This window comes from Acidobacteriota bacterium (assembly GCA_016700075.1).
Lineage (GTDB): Bacteria > Acidobacteriota > Blastocatellia > Pyrinomonadales > Pyrinomonadaceae > OLB17.
This window is the reverse complement of the sequence record CP065000.1, coordinates 2962152-2979538: the sequence shown is the minus strand read 5'-3', so window position 1 is coordinate 2979538 and position 17387 is coordinate 2962152. Positions and strand designations below refer to the sequence as shown.

The following is a 17387-nucleotide window of genomic DNA, read 5'->3' as shown; positions in this document are numbered from 1 at the left end:
TCACAAAAGAGCCTGCTTCATACGGGCGACGCCTTCGGTCATACGTTCTTGGGTGTTACAGAAAGAGATGCGCAGGAAGCCTTTCGCCTCATTACCGAATGCGACTCCCGGTACCGTGATGACGCGGTTTTGCAGGCACTTTTCGGCGACCTCCAGATCATCTCCTATGGGGCGAACGTCAAGCATCGTGTAAAACGCACCCTCAGGCGAAGTGGCGTGCAGCCCCAATTCCTTTTCAAACAGATCGACAAGAAAACGGCCGCGTTCGCGATAGACATCGCGGGCATGTTCCTTGGCCTGCTCCGCCTCGTCCGTCCACGCGATGAGTGACGCTTTTTGCGTGATCGTCGATGTGCAAACGGTCAAAAAACCGTGCAGCACCTGAATAGCGTTGATCAGGTCCGCGTCCTTGCACGCCGCCCAACCCAGCCGCCAGCCGGTCATCGAGAGCGATTTTGAGAGGCCGCTGACAATGATCGTGCGGTCGTAAAACTCGCTCGCCGAATGCGGCCGCTCGTTGAAATAAAGATCGCTGTAGATCTCATCAGAGATCAGCCAAATTCCCGTCCCTTCAAGAGCCTCTGCGATGTCGCGAAAATTCTGCTCGGTGAGTATCTTGCCTGTCGGATTTGACGGCGAAATGACGACCGCGGCCTTTGTTTTCGGCGTGATGCGGGCACGAAATTCGTCTAAATCGAAAGCGAAATCCTTTTCAGCGGGCATTCTGTAATAGATCGGCTCGCCCTGCGAGATCCGCACGCACGCATCATAGGCCGGAAAACTCGGATCGGGCAGCAGCACCTCGTCGCCGGCGTCAACAGTACACAGGAACGCCGCCGTCATCGCCTCTTGGGAGCCGCAAGTTACGACGACGCCGGTTCGCGGCAGGCTGAGATGCGGATATTGCTCGGCTATCTTGTCGCGAAGCTCCGGAATTCCCGGATGCGATGTGTAGCCGTTCTGTTCCTCGAGCGTAACGCGGGAGGCCTCTCTTCTTAGGAATTCAGGTGTCGGCAGGTCGGGCTCACCAAGCCCGAAATTTATGCTGCCGGGCAGTGCACGCTCGAAAAACTGACGAATCAGCGTCGGCTGAAGGCCGCGCATACGCTGAGGAAGTTCAAAGTCCATCTTTTCGCTCACCGCGCTCATTTATCAGCCTCTTCGTCTTCGTGTTCCATCTCGTCACGGATATCACCGACCTCGACGTTGAGTTCGCCCTCGGCGATCGTCAGCGGATCGCCCGTCAGGGCTCCGCCGATCTCTTCTATCTCACCGACGATCTTCTGACCTAGGCCACTGATCTTTTCCTTTATGCTGTGCTCGGGCTTGTTCTCAGGAGTCTCATTTTGTCCCATAATTTTAATTTTACCCCTCTCAGGCTCGGCGGCAAAGAGCGTCACTAACGAAGGTAATCTTCCAGCTTTGTTGCCGCATCGGTTCGCTCGTCGCGGTACTTGACGATGATCGGGCAATAGATAGACAGGCCGTTCTCGCGGCCGAAATCGTTGGTCACGGCACGCGAACCTTGCACGACGACGGCTCCCGCAGGTATCACCAGCGAACCGCCGTCTTCAGCTTTGATGACGCGGTTATTCGGCAGGTCGAATACAGGTGTTGAGCGCGTCAATATAACACCGCTTGCCAAAACTGCACCTTCTCGAACGATGGTTCCTTCGTAAACTCCGGTGTTCCCGCCGACAAGAACATCATCTTCAATGATCACCGGCGTTGCATTCACAGGCTCGAGCACGCCGCCTATCTGAGCCGCTGCAGAAAGGTGAACGCGTTTTCCGATCTGAGCGCACGAGCCGACAAGTGCGTGGCTGTCAACCATCGTCCCTTCGTCAACGTATGCTCCGACATTGATGTAGCACGGCGGCATAAGTACAACATTTTCAGCAACATACGAGCCATCACGGATCGTTGAGCCGCCCGGAACGATGCGGATCTTGTCTTCCAGCGAAGTTGGCCTGAGCGGAAATGTGTCTTTATCAAAAAATTGCAGCGTCTCGGTCGGCTTCGAGATCTCGACCATCTTGCCCATCCGAAACCCGAGCAGAATTCCCTGTTTTACCCATGAATTCGCTCGCCAAACTCCGTCGTCGCCTCTTTCCGCAGAACGTATATCGCCGATTCGCAACGCCGTCTTGAATTCTTCGAAGACCGCGCGGTCGTCCGAGGTGAATTCAGATCTGGAAAAAAGTTGTTCGATCTGGCTGCGTAATTGCATTCTTTTTATTCTCTTCCATTGTCTTGCTGCCGCCCGCTATGCGAGCTGATATTGTTAATGTTCCTCCCATCCCACACCGAAACGGTGTGGGCTACATGCTTGGCGGCCGTTACACGGCCTATGTGGCCGGCCTTATTGATTGGGCATGGCCCCGCGCAACGTCTTTCTGGCGGCCTCACTTACAGGAACGAGCGGAAGCCTTAGATTCTCTTCGAGCAGGCCCATTTCTTTCATCACGAATTTGCACGGGGCGGGCGAGGATTCGATGAAATTCGCCTCCATCAGCGGCAGCAGTTTGTAATGGATCTTGCGTGCGAAATGAAATGACCCGTTCAGAGCGTGCTCGACCATTTTCGTGGTCTCTTTAGGCATTTCGTTGGAAATCACCGAAACAAGGCCGTCGGCGCCAAGCGCTATCAGCGGTATCGTCGTCGCATCATCGCCGGAAAACACTTTGAAATTCCGGGGCCGTTTCGCCAATATTTCCATCACCTGGGAAAAATTCCCGGACGCCTCTTTTGTCGCGACGATGTTCTCGTGTGCATCGGCAAGCCGAAGTGTCGTTTCTGCAGAGATATTTGAAGACGTTCGCGAAGGCACGTTGTAGAGCATGATCGGAAAACCCTTTACGCTCTTTGCAATCTCCGAGAAATGGGCGAACATTCCCGCCTGCGTCGGCTTGTTGTAATACGGAGCGACGATCAACGCCGCATCGGCACCAGTTTCGCGAGCCTTGCGCGTGAATTCGATGGCCGCAGCAGTGTTGTTGCCGCCAGTGCCGGCGATGACCTTTGCTCCGCGTTTATGTGCGGTCGAAACCGTCAATTTGATGATCTGAATCCGTTCGGCTTCGCTCATCGTAACGCTTTCGCCCGTTGTTCCGCACGGCACGAGCAGCTTTACGCCGTTCTTTATCTGCCGCTCGACCAGCGAGACGAAGCACTCCTCGTCGATAGAACCGTCCTTTCTAAACGGCGTCACTAAAGCCGTCCCCACACCTCGTATCCAATCTCTTGGTAGCGTCATAATTTAGAATTTAACCACAGATGAACACAGATAAACACGGATACAAACATAAGAGAGGGCATTTCATCGTGCAATTCGTTTTATCTGTATCCTGGGTGTCGCAAAGTTGATAAGTAAACAGATCCTCAGTCCACTAGCCCGCAGATAGTTCATGCACTGTGCCCTGTGTACCTCATCAAGAGATCTCACGGCCTTCAATTCAACCAGCACTTTTCCCTCGACGACGATGTCAGCCTCATAGTATCCGACCTCAACATTGTCATAAAGCACGCGAAAGGACTGTTGCTGGGTCACTTTAAGTCCGCCTTTTCGCATTTCGTGGGCGAGTGCATTCTCATAAACTTTCTCAAGAAAGCCAGCCCCCAACCCGTTACTCACCGTATAAGCGCAGCCAATGATCTTTTCAGTTACCGGGTTCAGCTCTCCCAATGTCGCAACATGAGGATCCGCGTTTCCGGTCAAAACTAAGCTGTCTTCATCTGTGTCCATTTGTGTTTATCTGTGGTTATATTTTTGACGCAATGATCTCGTCGATGACCTCGTCAAAGTCAAAAACTCCTTTCTTACCAATGATCCACTCCGCGGCCATGACGGCGCCTAAAGCAAAGCCTTCGCGGCCGCGAGCGGTGTGGGTGAGAGTGATCTGATCGGCTTTGCCGTCGAATCCAAGCGTGTGAGTTCCCGGAATATTCCCCGCACGTGTCGCCGCTATGTCCCCAATTTCGACGTGTTTTGCAGCTAGCTCTTTGATCTTGAGGGCCGTGCCGCTCGGGCTGTCAAGTTTGCGGGAATGGTGTTGCTCTTCGATAAAAGCTTCGTATTCCGGAAATTTTGCGAACATCGCCGCCGCGTGTTCGACGATGCGGTAGAAGAGGTTAACGCCGATGGAAAAATTCGCCGCAAAAACAAAGGCACCGCGGCCATCCGCTACGAGCTTTTCGATGTCTTCCTTTTCGGTGTTCCAGCCGGTCGTGCCCTCGACAAGCGGCAGCCCCGCCAGCATGCAGGCCTCCACGTTCCGCCGAACGGCCGAAGCCGCAGAAAAATCGATGGCAACATCAGCGATCTTGAGAGTTTCTGCGAGCTGCTCCGGATCTAGGCCTCTGTGGCTTTCGTTCACGATGACGACCTTTTCATGGCCGCGTTCGATGGCGATCCGCTCGATGCATTTGCCCATCGCCCCATAACCGATAAGTGCAAGCTTCATACATGAAGTTTTACCACAGAGCCCACAGCGGGCACAGAGAGGCCTGTTTTTTATTGCTCTGTTTCGTCTGTGGGCTCTGTGGTGAGAAGTTGTCTGGCAAGAGAAATGTAAAGCCCGACCGCCGTTTCGAGGTCCTTCTTCAACACGAACTCATCCTTCGTGTGCGCGACGAGTATCGAGCCCGGGCCGAGGAGGAGCGGTTTGCCCCAGTTCGGCAAATGCGGGATGTCGGTCGTGAACCGCACGACCTTTTGCGTGAAACCCTCGACCGGCGTCAGCTTTACCGGCTCACTGCATGACAGCACTTCGATCTCGCCGCGTCCGCGGACGACAGATTCGAGAGCTTTTTCGATAGGCTCGCGGTCTGTCGTCAGGCGTATCAAAAGCCCCGCCTCAGCATGCGGCGGGATAACGTTCAGTGCCAAACCGCCGTCAATGGTGCCGATATTTACGGTCGTTTCGCCAAAGAAATCGTCGTGCGGAAAATGCGTATGCCGGATATCCTCAAGTATGTCAAGCAATGCCTCGATGGCGGATTCGCCTTCTTCGGGATAGGCCGAATGTGCGGCCTTGCCCTTGGTTTTGATCATAAGACGGAAAGAGCCTTTGGAACCGATGGCCAGATCGTTGTCTGTCGGTTCGCCGTTGATCATGTACTCACATGTCGCGGCAAGCGGGTGGGCATTCGCGACCTTTGCACCCGCAGACGAACGCTCTTCTTCGACCGTGTAGAGCAGGCCGATGTTCTCAATTCCCTCTTTTCGCAATTGCTCGGCGGCGGTAATTTGAGCTGCGATGATTCCCTTCGCATCGCAAGCCCCGCGGCCGTAGATCTTTTCGTCATCCTCGGTCGGCGGGATGAACGGCGGCACGGTGTCCATGTGCGTTGAGAACCACACACGCGGCGCGTCATTCAGATAAGCGATAACGTTATTTTGATTCTCAGAAACCGGCTGCAGATCGACTGTCCATCCCAACGACCCGAGATGATCGCGGAGCCATAGCCCGACCGCTTCCTCATCGCCGGAGACGGACGGGATCGACATCAGTTTTTTCGTTAGATTGAAAAGGTCCATTTTTTAAAAGAATTCGCCATGCAGCTTCTTGATAACGTCAGGGGCGACGTCCTCTTTAACAACGAACGTCAGATTAACGCTCGATGCACCGTGCGAAACGAGGGCTATGTTCACGTCTTTAATGGTCGAGAAAACTTTTGATGCAAGTCCCGTCGAGGCTCGCAGGCCTTCGCCGACGACGCAGATAACGGCGTAGCCGTGTTCGGCCTCGACATCGCCGAGCCGTGCGAGTTCTTCAGTTATCTTCTCGAGCGATGCCGTGTCATCGAGCGTCAAAGCTATCGAGACTTCGGAGGTCGAAATAACGTCGATAACGGTTCGATAACGGTCAAATATCTGAAAGACGGCGCTCATGAAACCGTAGCTGCCGAGCATCCGAGCAGACGTGACTCGAAGTATCGTAATGCCCTTTTTGTGGGCGATCGACTTGATCTTGTTCGGCGTTTCGCCTGATTCGGCGACGACCATCGTGCCGACGGCATCGGGCTCGAAAGTATTGCAGACTCGCACCGGAATTCCGTGATCAACCGCCGGCTTGATCGTTTTCGGATGCAGAACTTTGGCACCGAAATACGCAAGCTCTGCCGCTTCTTCGTACGACAGGACAGGTATCGTCCGAGCATCGCTGCAAATACGCGGGTCGCAGGTCATCACGCCTGTAACGTCGGTCCAGATCTGCAGCTCTTCGGCGTCAACCGCAGCTGCGACCAGTGCCGCTGTATAATCCGAACCGCCGCGTCCGAGCGTCGTCGTCTCGCCGGCACGATTTGCCGCGATAAAGCCGCCCATTATCGGCACTTCCTCAGCGTCGGTTCGCGATGCGAATTCGAGTTTCAACAGATCACGCGTTTCGTCCCAAAGAGCTTCCGCTGCGCCGAATTCGTCGTCAGTTACGATCAGCCGACGCGAATCAACGTGCCTTGCCGGAACGCCGTTGTTCCGCAAAACCTCAGTTAGAAGCCGTGATGAAAGTTGTTCGCCATAGCTGACTATGGCGTCCTTCAGCATCGAAAGCGGCAGGCTGCGGCGCGATGTTCGCAACAGAAGATCAGACAACTCACCGTGGGCGAGCTCAAGCTCCGTATCGAAAACGTCCGACCTGCCATCACTCAAAAAATCTCCCGCGACCACCACATGGCGTGCAAAATGCGGCTCGAGCGATGCCTTCGCATCGTCCAAATTGCCGTTTCGTGCCAGTTCGAACGCCGCGAGCAAAGCATCTGTTACCTTCGTCATCGCAGACACGACGACGATCGGCTTTCGGCCGGCCAGCGAACCGACGATGCCGCGAACGCGCTCGAAAGCCGCGACGTCGCCGACCGACGTGCCGCCGAATTTCATTACTATCGGCTTTTCCTGCGAACTCACTGACAAGGATTTTGCCACGAAACGCGATTCCCTGCCACGAATGCGGGAAATTTATTGCTGCGATTCATCGGGGCTGACGCGGCCGATGGTCTGGTAACCGAACAGCCGGACGTCGGGTGAGAGGTAGCCGTCTTTCACGAGCTCTTCGCGAACGAGATCGGTGCTGAGGTACTTCTTGTTGTCGTCACAGAGAACTGTGGCAACAACGGCGTCCGGGCCAAGCTTCTCGAGAGCTATCAACGCGCCGAGAAAGTTAGCACCTGATGAGATGCCGACCGCGAGCCCAAGGTCGCGGGCCAGTTTCTGCGCCATCAGGATCGAGTCGCCGTCCGAGACGCTGATCACCTCATCGAGCTTCGCAAGGTCGCATATCGCCGGGATGAATTCGTCCGAGATACCCTGGATACGGTGGCTGCCGACCTTGTGGCCGGTCGAAAGCGTGGGCGATTCGGCGGGTTCCAGCGGGTAGAACTTCATATCGGGGTTTCGCTCGCGAAAGTACGCCGCGCAGCCCATTATCGTTCCGCCGGTGCCAACGCCGGCCACGATGGCATCGGCCTCGAATCCGACCTTGGCAAGCTGTGCACGTATCTCAGGAGCGGTCGTCGTGCAATGTGCCTCCGCGTTAGCAAGATTTGAGAACTGATGCGGCAGAAAGACCCTGCCGTGTTCGTAGCGAAAGGCATCTGCCATCTCAATACTGCCCAGAAATCCGCCCTGCTCGTGGGAAACGAGAGTGATGTCCGCACCGTAGCTTTTCATCAGCGAGATGCGTTCTTTGCTCATCCAGTCGGGCATGAATATGTGGACCGGATTGCCGAACGCGTGGCCGATGGCGGCGAATGCGATCCCTGTGTTGCCGCTCGTCGCCTCGGCGATGATGTCACCTTTCCGGATCAGGCCGTCGCGATAGGCGCATTTTAGGATGTGAAACGCCATGCGGTCCTTGATGCTGCCCGAAAGGTTAAGATGCTCCGCTTTTGCAAAAACGGTCCGACGCTGGCCCTTGAAATGACAATGGATCGCGAGCAGCGGCGTATTGCCGATCAGATTTTCTACGTAGTTGGAACTGGTCGGCAGTGCTGCGAAATGGCTCTGGAAATCGGAAAGGCTGTTGGTGTTCATCGTCTTGTTGGAATTGCATTTCCGAACCTAGCACAATCGCCGACTCTGAAATGTGCGTTCGGTCACAAGTTGTGAACCTAGCCGCATAGCACCGCACCGCCGTTGGTATTCAATATCTCGCCCGTAATATGCTGCGCCCACGGTCCTGTCAGAACCGCCTGCGGTAGCGGGCGGTTGAAGTTTAGCCGCACAAAACGGCACCGCAGTTGATATTCAATATCTCGCCCGTAATATGCTGCGCCCACGGTCTTGTCAGAACCGCCTGCGGTAGCGGGCGGTTGAAGTTTAGCCGCACAAAACGGCACCGCCGTTGATATTCAATATCTCGCCCGTAATATGCTGCGCCCACGGTCTTGTCAGAACCGCCTGCGGTAGCGGGCGGTTGAAGTTTAGCCGCACAAAACGGCACCGCCGTTGATATTCAATATCTCGCCCGTAATATGCTGCGCCCACGGCGAGAGCAAAAAACATATCGAGAGCGCAACATCGTCGGTCGTCGCGATGCGTTTCAGCGGTATAGAATTTATGACGCTCGTCTCGTAGTCTTTGTCCTCGAACGCAGGCCGCACCATTGCGGTCTCTATCCAGCCGGGAGCGACGCAGTTTACGCGAATATTCGGTGCGAGCTCGGTCGCGAGGGCTTTTGTGAAAGATATCATCCCGCCCTTCGACGCCGCGTAGTTGGAATAATTGGCCTCGCCGCGTTGTCCGGCGGTTGACGAAACCAGAACAATCGCACCTGATTCGCGTTTTTTCATCGCCGGAACGCATGCCTTGGACATCGCCCAGGCAGATTTAAGATTGGTATTGAGCACGCGGTTCCAGGTCTCTTCGGACATCTCCTCGATCGGAGCGCCTTCCCAGATGCCGGCGTTCAATACCAGCAGATCTATTCCGCCGAACTCCTCGACCGTCTTTGCCGCGACACGCTTCGCCTGCAGTTGATCCGACGTGTCACCGTTAATGGGAAAGCTCTCAACACCGCGTTCCTGACAAAGCCGCGAAGTCTCGTAACCTTCGGTCATATTATTGAGATAGTTGACGACAACATTCGCACCGGCCTCGGCCAGCCGCAACGCTGTCGCCCGCCCGACGCCGCGTGAAGCACCGGTAACGATCGCGGTCTTTCCGGCGAAAAGTCCACTGGGCAAATTTAAGTGTGATGCGTTATCAGCCATTTTGGACATTTTGCCACGAATTGCACGATCGACACGAATGTAAGAGAATTTTTACACCGTATCTCGGCTTTTCATTCGCGTTTTTCGCGTAATTCGCGGGCAGAACCAAATATGAACGACCAAAACCTCCTCGAAGACCAACCCATCGCCTGGACGCCGACGCCCGACGTCATCGAACGCGCTCAGCTTACGAAATTTATGAAGCAGGTAGGCGTTTCGACGTGGGACGAGCTATACGAATTCTCGATCCGCGATGTGGAGAAGTTTACCGAGCAGGTCCTGAAGTTTCTCGACATCAGATTCGACTCGCCCTACGAAAAGCTGCTTGATACCTCAAACGGCGTCGAATTTCCGACCTGGCTGACCGCAAAGTCAGAACCGGGAGCGATAGCGACTGGGTTCCCCGCTCACGCCGGCCTCAACATCACCGAAATGTGCCTCGACCGCTGGCAAACGGATGAGATGAAAGACCAGCCTGCGGTGATTTGCGAGCGTGAGGACGGTAAAACGACGTACACGAGCTACGCAGTTCTTCTGCGTGAGGTCAAGTGCGCGGCTGATGGGTTGAGAAATCTTGGGTTTGTAAAGGGCGATGCGATTGGCATTCACCTGCCGATGATCGTTGAAACGATAATCGCATTGCTTGCTATCAATCGAATCGGCGGCATCGCAGTTCCCGTTTTCTCAGGCTACGGCGTTGACGCGATTGCCAGCAGACTAAATGCCGTTGGCGCTAAAGGTTTGTTTACATGCGATGGCTTCGCACGACGCGGAAAACTCTTCGATGCGTTCGACGTGGCAAAGGAAGCGATTAAGGCATGTCCCTCTATTCAAAGAGTGTTTGTTGCAAATGCTGGCGACTCAATAGACTATCTGCCGAGCAGAATTAACGACGACCGATTTATGGAGTTCGAAGATATCATCAGTTGGGGCGAAAATCCCATTGATGATGTGTCTCTTGAACCCACTTCCGCCGAAGACCCGCTCATCATCCTCTACACCTCGGGCACTACTGGCAAGCCGAAAGGCATCGCTCATACGCATGCGAGTTTTCCGATAAAGGCGGCGCAGGATATGGCGTTTGGCACGGACGTCGGGCGCGGCACGCGGATATGTTGGTACACGGACATCGGCTGGATGATGGGCCCGTGGCTGATCTACGGAGCGCTCATCAACGGAGCGACGATCTGCATTTACGACGGCGCACCCGATTATCCGGCGCCCGATCGAATGTGGGAATTCTGCGCAAAGCACAAGGTCGAGGTGCTGGGAATTTCGCCGACGCTTGTTCGTTCGCTTGCCACGCACGGCGACGATCTACCAAAGAAACACGATCTTTCGTCCTTAAGAGCGTTCGCGTCAACCGGCGAGCCGTGGAACCCGGCGCCGTGGTGGTGGCTGTTTGAAAAGGTCGGGAATTCAAAGCTGCCGATCATCAATTACAGCGGCGGGACTGAGATCGCCGGCGGAATCTTGATGGGAAACCCGCTGCTGCCGATAAAGCCATGTTCATTTCCCGCTCCTTGTCCCGGCATGGATGTCGATATTCTTGACGACGAAGGCAATCCTGTCGAAGCAGGAAAAGTCGGCGAGCTTGTCATAAAACAGCCGTGGATCGGCATGGCACGCGGATTTTGGAAGGAAAAGGAGCGATATCTCGACACATATTGGCGGCGTTTCAAAGACATCTGGGTCCACGGCGATTTTGCGATGCGTGACAGGGATAACCATTGGTTCATCCTCGGCCGCAGCGACGATACGCTAAAGGTCGCCGGCAAACGCGTCGGGCCCGCCGAGGTCGAATCGCTGCTCGTCGCACATCCGCTCGTCACGGAAGCCGCCGTTATCGGCGTTCCTGACGAAGTGAAAGGCACGGCGATGGTTGCTTTCGTAGTGACGAGTGACGAGGGACAAGGGCAAAGTGAAGAAACTTCTTCTGACTCATCGCTTATCACTCATTACTCATCACTGCAACAAGAGCTAAAAGCTCTTGTTGCTAAAGACATGGGCAAGCCGCTCGCCCCGTCAAATATCCACTTCGTCTCGGCATTGCCAAAAACCCGTAACGCGAAAGTGATGCGCCGAGTCATCCGCGCAGCATATTTGGGCGAAGATCCCGGCGATCTGTCGGCTCTTGAGGACCCGAAAGCCGTCGAAGCGATAGCCGCTGCTGCTAAAGAATGACGATATGGACCATCGGACACGGGCGGCATGAGTTCAAGTATTTTCTTGAGCTATTGCGGCTGTACGAGATCGAGTTCGTTATCGATGTGCGTTCGTTTGCCAAGTCCCGATGGCCGCAATACAACGGGCTCGTTCTGGCGGAATTGTTGCGGACGCACGGCATCGGCTACGAGCATCTGCCGGAAACGGGCGGCAAGACGCGGCCAAAGCCCGAAGACCTAGAATGGGGCATAAACAGGATCATCGAAATAGCCGCTGATGCCCGCGTTTGCCTGATGTGTTCGGAATCGCATCCTTTATCCGGCCACAAGATCCCGCGGGCAAACTGCCACCGCATCGGCCTGCTCGCACCATTACTGCGCAGCAAAGGCGTCGAGCGGATCGTTCATATCCTGCCTGACGGCGAGCCGCTTGAACTCGACGAATCCGCGGTTCAGTCGATCTGGCCATAGTAAATTGTGAATTGGCGAATTGTTAACTGGCAGGCCAAACCCGATATCAGCTCCCAATTTACGATCTCCCAATTTAAAATTAACAATTAAAAATGGAGCTGCTGAATGAGATCAATTTGCATTCCCGTGTAAGGGAATTATGCGGCAGGCACGAAGAATTCGAGCGGGTATTCGGGTCCTACGGCACGCCGCCCCTGTGGGATCGAGAGCCGGGCTTTGCAACGCTTATTCAGATCATTTTGGAACAGCAGGTCTCGCTTGCATCGGCAAAGGCGTGTTTCGACAAGCTTGCTTTGCATTTAAGCGAGGTTACGCCGAGCGGCCTGCTGTCGCTTGATGACGCTGAGCTGAAGCGGATCGGTTTTTCGCGGCAGAAAACAAGCTATGCGAGGCATTTGGCCGAGGCGGTCTTGGAGGAACGCATCGACCTCGACAGTCTGACCAGTATGCCCGATGCTGAGGTCAAAGCAGAACTGATAAAACTAAAAGGCATCGGCGAATGGACGAGCGATATTTATCTATTGATGGCGTTGTTGCGGCCCGATGTGATGCCAAAAGGCGATATTGCACTTCACACTGCGTGGCACCGACTGAGCGGCGAGCCGCGGCCGGAATCGGACGAATTTCTCATCATCGCCGAACGCTGGCGGCCGTTCCGCTCGGTCGCGGCGAGATTGCTGTGGCATTTCTACCTGAGCGAAAAGACACCAAAGCCCGCGCGTTAGCGAGGGCGAAATCTACAACCGAGTCGTCATCGGAGCGTGCATCGCTTGTTTTCTTCGTGTTGTGTGTATCGCCCTTGCTAATGCGCGGGCTTCTGCAACATGCGGGCATTTGCAATAATAGCGTCAATGAAAATTCTCGACGTCGGATGCGGTGTTAACAAGACCGAAGGTGCCATCGGCCTCGACAATAACCCGCGCACGGGTGCGGACGTGATCCACGATCTAGGCGAATTTCCCTATCCGTTCCCAGATGACGAATTTGACGTCGTCATTGCCAATCATGTTGTCGAGCACGTTCCGGATGTGATGGTTTTCGTCAGCGAACTGCATCGCATCACAAAACCGGGCGGCAAGATCAAGATGCTGACACCGCATTATACGAACCCCGACTGGGCGAACGACCCTACGCACCGCAATCACATAAACAGCTATACTTTCAACACTTTCCAGCCGGGAAAGCAGGTCTTTGATTTTTATACGGACGTTCAGCTTCGGGCCGTGAAGGTCTATGTTTCGCTGCTGAATCTGTGGCGTGCGTTCGGCATTGAGTTTTTCGTTAACCTGGACAACCGCTGGCCGTCGATGCGTTGGACGCGGAAGTTTTGGGAGCAATATTTGAGCTATATTTTCCGCGGAAAAGAACTCAAATTCGAGTTCGAGGTGGTCAAACCCCAAAGTTCGGTCGAATAATTATTGAAACGGCGAACCGCCGAACACCGTATCTGCATCAGAATAGGTTGCATAGCCTGTTATAATCTTTGCTCAGAGGTTTTCTAATGAAGTTTCGTTTTATTGCTCTTTTCTCGATCTTTGCGATCGCCATTACGTCCGTAGCGACTGTTTCTGCCGATGCTCGCAGAGCTGCGGCCAAAAAGCGTGCTGCGGTGAAGCTCGCGGCGATGCTGCCGGCGTCCGACGCGGTGGCCTATTTTGACGCAAAGCGTTTCTTTACGGATTCGATGCCGCGTATTTTGGCTTCCGATCCGAAGTCGCTAGCTTCGATCAACACCAAACTGACAGACATTGAGAACCGCACGGGCATCGACCTTCGCCGTTTTGACCAGATGACCGTCGGAGTGGCGTTCAAGAAAGTTTCAGCAACTGAAACCGATTATGAAACCGTTGCTGTCGCCAGCGGCGAAATCGACGCCGGAGCGATGGTCGCCGTCGCGAAGCTTGCCGCAAAAGGAAAGTACCGCGAGGAATCGGTGAACGGGAAGACCATCTATATCTTTAACTCGAAGGAATTGATCGAAGAAAATGCCCCGAAAGCCGCGAATTCGAAGGTCGCAGAGTTCATCGAGAAGGCACTGAATTCAATGACTAAGGATGTCGCGGTCGCAACTTCTGCCCCGAACACCATCGTGCTTGGCACGCCCAGCCGCGTACGCGAAGCCGTAGAAATGACGGCACCGTCAAAGATCGACCCGATGGGTTCAATGACGATAACGGATTCAACTGTGATGGCGTTCACGATCAAGAACGCGGGCATGTTGAGCAATTTGCTTCCGGCGGATAATGACGAACTCGGAAAGAATGTTTCGTCCATTCGGCAATTGAACGGCAATCTCGATATGGTCCTGATAGGAGCGAAACTGAACCTATCCGCGACGACCGCAAAAGCCGAACAGGCACTCGCACTTAAAGACATGCTCGCAGGACTGCAATTTGTTGGAAACGCCATCTTCGGCAATTCCAAACGCCAAGATCAGCAGGTTTACGGCCGCATTCTAAAGGGAGCGCAAATGTCGTCGAAAGGTAATGTCGTGAACGTTTCTGTTCCGGTTCAGCAGACCGACATTGATATTCTGCTCGGCGGCCTGAAGTAGCAGCACAAGATCATTTTTGGATCAGAAGGCGGTTTTCGGAAAGTCCCGAGACCGCCTTTTAGTATTTTTTTCGGCGGCGGAAACCATTTGAGGGCTTTTTTGAGAACTTGTCGATCCCGCGGTCAAATTTGCCGGTCTCGTCGAGCAGCGGGTAAAGGTTGAGTTCGGGAGAAAGGTACGCCGCACGCAGTTCGACAGGCCGAGGCCCTGCCGAAACAACGCGGACCTTTGATCCGCGGACCTCCGCGATCCACGCCGCGAATTCATCGGCGCCGCCGACGGTTGCAGACAACAGCAAAAGCCGTATTCGCGGCGGCGACAGCATGATCGCCTCTTCCCAAACGTGGCCGCGGCTCTCGTCGCCGAGGTAATGAGCTTCATCCAGAATTACGAAATCCGCCCGCACATCAAAGCCCTCCCGCAAAGCGTCGAAAAGCTGGTTTCTGTAGATCTCCGTCGTGCCGACGATCAGCGGGGCGTCTGAGTTCTCCTTGCGGTCGCCTGTCAGAATGCCGACGTTCTCAGCACCGAATTCGTCCGAGAATTCGGTATATTTCGAGTTCGTTAGGGCTTTTAAAGGCGTCGTGTACCAAGCGCGCCGGCCCGATTCGAGAATTCTGCGTATTTCCTCACGGGCGATCCAGGTCTTTCCGCTGCCGGTCGGCGCCGTAACGAGCACGTCCTCGTGTTCGATCGCCGCAAGAGCCTCTATTTGAAACGGATCGGGCTTAAAAGGCTGCGGTTCAGGAACACCGATCCCATCAAGTAGGCGTTCGACCGCCTGCATATGCTTCAAGGTGAAATTTTCGCTGCGTTCCTGCGGCGAACTTTCGCGTGCAATATTTCGTTTGTTTCTTCGTTCAATATCCGGACGCCGAGACGGGCGTTTCGGTCTGTTGTCGCGGGAACGTCGGCGGGGCATTAACGGAATGTTATTTGTTTGTGAACGGAAAGTCTAATCTTTCCAAATGGCTGTCTGAGGTGCTAGTATCAAAGTTTGCTTCGCAACGTTTTGCGGGGCATCTGCGTCTAACTTAGGTCAGCCGTTTTGTTTGGTTTTTTGCGGCAAAACCCGATCGGACGAAAGTTATGTTTGAGCAATCGATCTATGAGCCCGAACCGGTCGTCTCTCCTCAGGAAGAAGGCGACCTGTTCTATAAGTACGAAATCAGGAGCTGGGAATTTTCCCCGCGTATCGCGAAGATACTGGCGGCGTCCTTTGTCGTCAATGTACTGGCGATAGCCATCGCGGCGCAAACCTCGCTTCTCACGATGAAAGGCTGTGACAGCCCGTTGGTTGGCCGTGTTTGCCAGGCCCTGGACGTCGTGTACGTAAGCTCACTGCTCTTCGGCACCGAACGTGATTATGTGGATGTCGCCTATGAACGCACCAAGCTGGGCGATGACGTTGAAGTGACCTTTGTTGACGTTACGGGGGCAACACCGCCGATCTCGTACCCGGAAGGCTACTTCCAGATCTCAAATCCTGAGATGTTCGCAGAATCCGTCGATGATACTGAAGGAGGCAGCCTTGCCGGCAATTTTCCGAATTTCAGCAATACTCCGTATTTGCCGCCGCCTTCGGGCCGCAGCCTGATCGACACGCCGCCGACGCCTCCGCGATCAAATCCCAACGTAATTGAAGGCGATCTGCCGACATTCGGCAATTCAGGCAACACACCGCCGCCCGCTACGACGGGCCGCAAACGAACGCCCGGCGGACGGGTCACACGCCCACAGCCGCTGCCTTCGCCTGTTGAGAATGGCGAGGAAGACGAGAACGGCACCGTTGCCGTGAACCCGAGCCCGGATCCGACGCCGCTATCGACCGATGCTCTTACTTCGATCGAGATAAACCGAAAGCCGCTGACGGATTTTGCGGACGATATAGCGTCGAAATGGGCCGCGAAGGAGATCGACCTCAACGAGCCTTTTGTCGTTGTTTTGAACGGAGTGCTGACAAAGGACGGCAAACTTGACCGCGAAAAGTCAAAGTTTGACGTTACCAAACAGCAAGGCAACCCGGAAATGATAGACGTTGCCAAGTTGGCGATCGAAGCGGTCGGCGACAGCGGATTCTTGACGTATCTGAGAAGCCTCGACGTCGAAAAGCTCACGTTAACGCTGGTACAGAACGACGAACAGATCATCGCGAGGATCGTCGCCGAGCAGAAGACCGTTGAAAGGGCCCGCCTCGTTCAGAGCGGCCTCAACGGCTATATAATGTTCGGTAAGGGTGCAGTGAAGAATCCCAGCGACGAGAAGACGCTGCTCGACGGTGCGCAGGTCGTGGCCGAGGGCAAGAACTTTGTACTCAATTTCGCCTTGCCAAAACCCGTCGCACAAGAGATGATTAATCGCCGGCTTACAGAAGCCCAAGCGAAAAAGCTGCAGGAAAAGCAGCCGAGTTCGAACGTAGAGACACGCGAAGAATCGAACGACGCCCGCAAATAAGAGAAAACTTGCTCAGATAGGCTTTGACGAAACAGTCCTCGCAAAATTCAATTATTTTTCTCGCCGCACTCGGCGTGTACCTTGGACTGATCGTTTCGGGAGCTTCGCCCGGCGTCATTTCACAGCAGGCCGCTCTTACCCGTAGCTTCGACATCTCTGAGGAGATCGAGACCACCGACGACCTTGACAAAGATCCCGAGGTAACAGAATCTGTCGAGTCGCCTGGATCAGAGGACCGGTCTGTCCTTTTCACGTTCGACAGTTTTTTCAGCAGCCTTTATACCGCTGCAGCCAACTCCATACAGCTGCCGGATACCGTTGAGTTTGCGCTGAATGCGCCGAATCATACTTCGACGCGGCATACGGCAGCAGAATCGCTGACGGCAAAGATCACTGTCCTGAAACTCGCCCGAGCGGGCATCTAGCCCTTTCTTCCTTTACTGCACCATCAATGCGGCCCGGCCGATGCCCGCCGCGCAACTAAATCAAACATTTCACGCGGTTTCCCTTTGCGGAACGATCAGGCAAGTTAG

Annotated in this window: 19 protein-coding genes; 7 read left to right on the top strand and 12 right to left on the bottom strand. The window is 54.6% G+C overall.

Annotation, left to right across the window (positions count from 1 at the left end):
• From IPM50_13510 to IPM50_13460, 11 genes are all read right to left on the bottom strand, one after another.
• The gene (locus tag IPM50_13510) at nucleotides 1-1149 is read right to left on the bottom strand and encodes a pyridoxal phosphate-dependent aminotransferase (protein QQS32657.1); all 1149 of its coding nucleotides are present in this window, start codon (nucleotides 1147-1149) and stop codon (nucleotides 1-3) included.
• On the bottom strand, nucleotides 1146-1355 hold the full coding sequence (locus IPM50_13505; protein ID QQS32656.1) for a hypothetical protein: 210 nt from the start codon (nucleotides 1353-1355) through the stop codon (nucleotides 1146-1148). The genes IPM50_13510 and IPM50_13505 overlap by 4 nt, the downstream gene beginning before the upstream one ends.
• Nucleotides 1356-1399: 44 nt before the next feature.
• The gene (locus IPM50_13500; GenBank protein QQS32655.1) at nucleotides 1400-2230 is read right to left on the bottom strand and encodes a 2,3,4,5-tetrahydropyridine-2,6-dicarboxylate N-succinyltransferase; all 831 of its coding nucleotides are present in this window, start codon (nucleotides 2228-2230) and stop codon (nucleotides 1400-1402) included.
• Nucleotides 2231-2362: 132 nt separating this feature from the next.
• Complete coding sequence (locus tag IPM50_13495) at nucleotides 2363-3256, bottom strand: 4-hydroxy-tetrahydrodipicolinate synthase (GenBank protein QQS32654.1); 894 nt, start codon at nucleotides 3254-3256, stop codon at nucleotides 2363-2365.
• Between the two features lie 63 nt (nucleotides 3257-3319).
• Nucleotides 3320-3745: a GxxExxY protein gene (locus tag IPM50_13490; GenBank protein QQS32653.1), complete on the bottom strand. Its 426-nt coding sequence runs from the start codon at nucleotides 3743-3745 to the stop codon at nucleotides 3320-3322.
• A gap of 16 nt (nucleotides 3746-3761) precedes the next feature.
• Nucleotides 3762-4463: a 4-hydroxy-tetrahydrodipicolinate reductase gene (locus IPM50_13485; GenBank protein QQS32652.1), complete on the bottom strand. Its 702-nt coding sequence runs from the start codon at nucleotides 4461-4463 to the stop codon at nucleotides 3762-3764.
• 50 nt (nucleotides 4464-4513) lie between these two features.
• Nucleotides 4514-5539, bottom strand: coding sequence for a M20/M25/M40 family metallo-hydrolase (locus tag IPM50_13480; GenBank protein QQS32651.1), 1026 nt, complete (start codon nucleotides 5537-5539; stop codon nucleotides 4514-4516).
• A gap of 3 nt (nucleotides 5540-5542) precedes the next feature.
• Complete coding sequence (gene lysC, locus IPM50_13475; GenBank protein ID QQS32650.1) at nucleotides 5543-6925, bottom strand: lysine-sensitive aspartokinase 3; 1383 nt, start codon at nucleotides 6923-6925, stop codon at nucleotides 5543-5545.
• Between the two features lie 33 nt (nucleotides 6926-6958).
• Nucleotides 6959-8032, bottom strand: coding sequence for a PLP-dependent cysteine synthase family protein (locus tag IPM50_13470; protein ID QQS32649.1), 1074 nt, complete (start codon nucleotides 8030-8032; stop codon nucleotides 6959-6961).
• 77 nt (nucleotides 8033-8109) lie between these two features.
• Nucleotides 8110-8277 (bottom strand): hypothetical protein, encoded by a 168-nt coding sequence (locus IPM50_13465; GenBank protein QQS32648.1) that lies wholly within the window; start codon nucleotides 8275-8277, stop codon nucleotides 8110-8112.
• A gap of 144 nt (nucleotides 8278-8421) precedes the next feature.
• Nucleotides 8422-9210, bottom strand: a complete 789-nt coding sequence (locus IPM50_13460; GenBank protein ID QQS32647.1) for a 3-oxoacyl-ACP reductase FabG — start codon at nucleotides 9208-9210, stop codon at nucleotides 8422-8424.
• A 111-nt stretch (nucleotides 9211-9321) separates the two neighbouring features.
• On the opposite strand from IPM50_13460, the gene IPM50_13455 reads away from it, so the two are divergent.
• The 5 genes from IPM50_13455 to IPM50_13435 all read left to right on the top strand — a co-directional run bounded on the left by IPM50_13455 (nucleotide 9322) and on the right by IPM50_13435 (nucleotide 14400).
• The gene (locus tag IPM50_13455) at nucleotides 9322-11394 is read left to right on the top strand and encodes an AMP-binding protein (GenBank protein QQS32646.1); all 2073 of its coding nucleotides are present in this window, start codon (nucleotides 9322-9324) and stop codon (nucleotides 11392-11394) included.
• The gene (locus IPM50_13450; protein ID QQS32645.1) at nucleotides 11391-11846 is read left to right on the top strand and encodes a DUF488 domain-containing protein; all 456 of its coding nucleotides are present in this window, start codon (nucleotides 11391-11393) and stop codon (nucleotides 11844-11846) included. Before IPM50_13455 ends, IPM50_13450 begins: the two co-directional genes overlap by 4 nt.
• A 92-nt stretch (nucleotides 11847-11938) precedes the next feature.
• The gene (locus IPM50_13445; protein ID QQS32644.1) at nucleotides 11939-12571 is read left to right on the top strand and encodes a DNA-3-methyladenine glycosylase 2 family protein; all 633 of its coding nucleotides are present in this window, start codon (nucleotides 11939-11941) and stop codon (nucleotides 12569-12571) included.
• Nucleotides 12572-12697: 126 nt separating this feature from the next.
• Nucleotides 12698-13261 (top strand): methyltransferase domain-containing protein, encoded by a 564-nt coding sequence (locus IPM50_13440; GenBank protein ID QQS32643.1) that lies wholly within the window; start codon nucleotides 12698-12700, stop codon nucleotides 13259-13261.
• Nucleotides 13262-13347: 86 nt separating this feature from the next.
• Complete coding sequence (locus tag IPM50_13435) at nucleotides 13348-14400, top strand: hypothetical protein (GenBank protein QQS32642.1); 1053 nt, start codon at nucleotides 13348-13350, stop codon at nucleotides 14398-14400.
• Between the two features lie 58 nt (nucleotides 14401-14458).
• On the opposite strand, the gene IPM50_13430 is transcribed toward IPM50_13435, so the two are convergent.
• Entirely contained in the window at nucleotides 14459-15322 is an 864-nt protein-coding gene (locus tag IPM50_13430) for a DEAD/DEAH box helicase (GenBank protein QQS32641.1), read from the bottom strand.
• Nucleotides 15323-15489: 167 nt separating this feature from the next.
• Between IPM50_13430 and IPM50_13425 the strand changes: the two genes are divergently transcribed.
• Nucleotides 15490-16854, top strand: a complete 1365-nt coding sequence (locus IPM50_13425; GenBank protein ID QQS32640.1) for a hypothetical protein — start codon at nucleotides 15490-15492, stop codon at nucleotides 16852-16854.
• A 23-nt stretch (nucleotides 16855-16877) separates the two neighbouring features.
• Nucleotides 16878-17279: a hypothetical protein gene (locus IPM50_13420; GenBank protein QQS32639.1), complete on the top strand. Its 402-nt coding sequence runs from the start codon at nucleotides 16878-16880 to the stop codon at nucleotides 17277-17279.
• Nucleotides 17280-17387: the final 108 nt, after the last annotated feature.